Raw genomic sequence first — 2,630 nt, 5'->3', positions numbered from 1 at the left:
GTGTGGCGCGACAATCTGGATGAGAAAAACCGTCAATCAGGATGAGAAAACCTGACCGCGATTTAGGCAGAATATCGCGTTTTGGTTTGCTTGCAAGGGGTGGTTTTGGTTTGATTGTCGCTTCGCGTCAATCAGGAAGATATTTTGGGTGTTTGGCGGGATGCGGGTCGACCTGGGGTTCGTTTGTGCTCGATTGCGGCGCGGCGTCGGAAGCTTTCGACGTTCATTTCGAGAATGGTGGCGTGGTGAACGAGGCGGTCCACGGCGGCCAAGGTCATGGCCTGATCGGGAAAAATCTTGTTCCATTCACCGAAAGCCTGATTCGCGGTGATCAGGAGCGATCGGTATTCGTATCGGCGGCTGATGAGTTCGAACAGAACCGAGGTCTCGGCCTGATCCTTGGTGACATAGGAAATATCATCGAGGATGAGCAGGTGATAGCGATCGAGTTTCGAGATGGCGGCTTCGAGGGTGAGTTCGCGCCGCGCGATTTGCAGGCGCTGGACCAGATCGGTGGTTCTGGTGAACAACACCCGGAAGCCTGCCTCGACGAGAGCGAGACCGATCGCTGCACTGAGATGACTTTTGCCCACGCCGGCTGGGCCGAACAACAATAAATTGGCGCCGGCCTCGAGCCAGGCATTGCCGGAAGTGAGCGCGGTGATGTGGGCCTTGCTGATCACCGGTACGGCGTTGAAGTCAAAATTATCGAGGGTTTTGCCGATCGGCAAGCGTGCTTCGAGCAAATGGCGCTCGATACGTCGGCGTTCGCGATCGGCGAGTTCATGCTCGACGAGAGCGGCGAGAAAACGCGCGGCGGGCCATCCTTCCTTGTCCGATTGCGCGGCGAGATCGGGCCAGAGATGTTTGATTGTCGGCAGGCGGAGTTCGCCGAGGAGGAAGGCGAGCCGGGCGGCGTGGCTGGAGGTTTCGGTGATCCGCGGGATCGCTGGAGGAGCGGAAGGGGTATCGGCGGCGGGGCTTGCGGTCATGCGACGTCTCCACCGCGGATCGCGCCAATCTCGTTGTAAAGACCGAGCGATACCGCTTCGATCATGACCACCGGTACGCTGGCCGTGGCGGGGCGGAAGCGTTCGCGCAAGGTGTCGAGGCAGGGCAAGCGGCCGGCCTCGAGTTCGGCCTCGAGCGCCTGGGCGAGTTCGGCCTCGCAGGCGTAGTCATGCGCGAGGGCGAGCAATTCGACGGTGATTTTGCAGGCGGACCTATCGGACCGCTGCGCGGTCAGTGCATCGAAAGCGCGGGCATAGGCCGGGCGCGGGAACAACTGGTCGCGGTAGACCAGGTTGCGTAAGGCCCCTGGTTTGCGGCGCAGGGAATGGATCACGTGGCGATAGTCGATGACGTGACCGTGCTTGCCGGTGGCGTGATCGGCGCGACCGCGGGCGAGGGTGAGCACGTGACTGGCACCGAGGAAGCATTCGAGCCGATCATCGTAGAGCCTTATGCGCAGGCGTTGCCCGATCATTCGGGCGGGCACCGAGTAGAAGACCTTGCGCAGGACGAAGCCGCTGGAGGAAGTGACCCGCACCAGGGTCTCCTCGTAATCGATCGTGCGATCGGCAGGCAGCGGCCTCAGGGTGGCGCGCTCGATGGCGATGGCCTTGCCGCGCCTCGCATTATGACGGGCGAAGATCTCGTCGATGAACCGGCGATAGGCGGCCAGATCCTCGAAGGCACGGCTGCCGCGAAGCAGCAAGGCATCTTCGATGGTTTTCTTGGCATGACCGTGGGCGCTTTCGATCGTGCCGTTCTCATGCGCGACGCCGGTATTGTTGCGAGTGGGCTCCATGTCGAAATGCGCGCAGAGGGCGGCGTAGCGCGCGGTCAGATCATCAATCGCGTCACGGTCGAGATTGCGGAACGCAGCCGAAAGACTGTCGGTGCGGTGTTTCAACGGCACGCCGCCCAAGGCGAACAGGGCATTCTGCAACCCCTCGGCGAGGGCCGAATAGCTCTCGCCGCCAAGGATCACATGACCATGCTCAAAGCCGGAGTGCGCCATCCGGAAATGGTAGAGAATATGATCCAGCGTTGCGCCGGCGATCATGACGCCGAGCTTGGCCAGGTCGGTGAAATCCGACAAGCCCAGTTCGCCCGGCGGATGGATCTGGCCGAACATGACATCCTGCGCCGGACCGTGCAGACCACGCCAGAGTTTGATCCGCCGCTCCAGGGTACGCCGGATACCGGGGTCGAGTTCCGGATGCCGCCGCGCCAGCTCTTCCAACACGGCGATAGCGCGCAGGCCGGGGCCGGCGAAAAGCATCGGTACAACCTCGGTCTCCCACACCGCCTCCAGCGGATCGGGGCGACGGCGTTGCCGGGGCGCTTGCGCCGCAGCGGGCAGATGGCCGTGCTCGATCCGGTAGGCGGTCGCGGTGCTGAACCCGCTCTTGGCCGCGGCTCGCTGCGGGGTATTCCCCTCGATACGTAATCTCATGAACATTCTCTTCTGCTGAACGGTGATCAGGCGACCGGTCAAAGCTGTGGCTCCCACGATGGAGCCAAACCTTATCCGGCCGATCACGGTCAGTCAGACAGATCCCCAAAAGGAACCCGCCCCGGGCTGGGGGCCTGCTCGGGCCAGGCCCTCTCAGGCCCCCAACCCG

At 62.5% G+C, this 2,630-nt stretch carries 2 protein-coding genes; both read right to left on the bottom strand.

Features of this window, described 5'->3' with window-relative positions:
* Positions 1-131 precede the first annotated feature (131 nt).
* Positions 132-992 carry an IS21-like element helper ATPase IstB gene (gene istB, locus ACP5E6_RS18095; protein ID WP_427956661.1) on the bottom strand — a complete coding sequence of 287 codons (861 nt, stop codon included), beginning with the start codon at positions 990-992 and terminating at the stop codon, positions 132-134.
* Positions 989-2,503 carry an IS21 family transposase gene (gene istA, locus ACP5E6_RS18090; protein ID WP_427956658.1) on the bottom strand — a complete coding sequence of 505 codons (1,515 nt, stop codon included), beginning with the start codon at positions 2,501-2,503 and terminating at the stop codon, positions 989-991. The genes istB and istA overlap by 4 nt, the downstream gene beginning before the upstream one ends.
* Positions 2,504-2,630 lie beyond the last annotated feature (127 nt).

It is taken from the genome of Acidiphilium sp., assembly GCF_049977125.1.
Taxonomy (GTDB): Bacteria; Pseudomonadota; Alphaproteobacteria; order Acetobacterales; family Acetobacteraceae; genus Acidiphilium.
This window is presented reverse-complemented; position numbering and strand designations above follow the sequence as displayed.

Excerpts from the sequence above, each read along its gene's own strand:
- istB (WP_427956661.1), bottom strand. The coding sequence starts at position 992 with ATGACCGCAAGCCCCGCCGCCGATACCCCTTCCGCTCCTCCAGCGATC.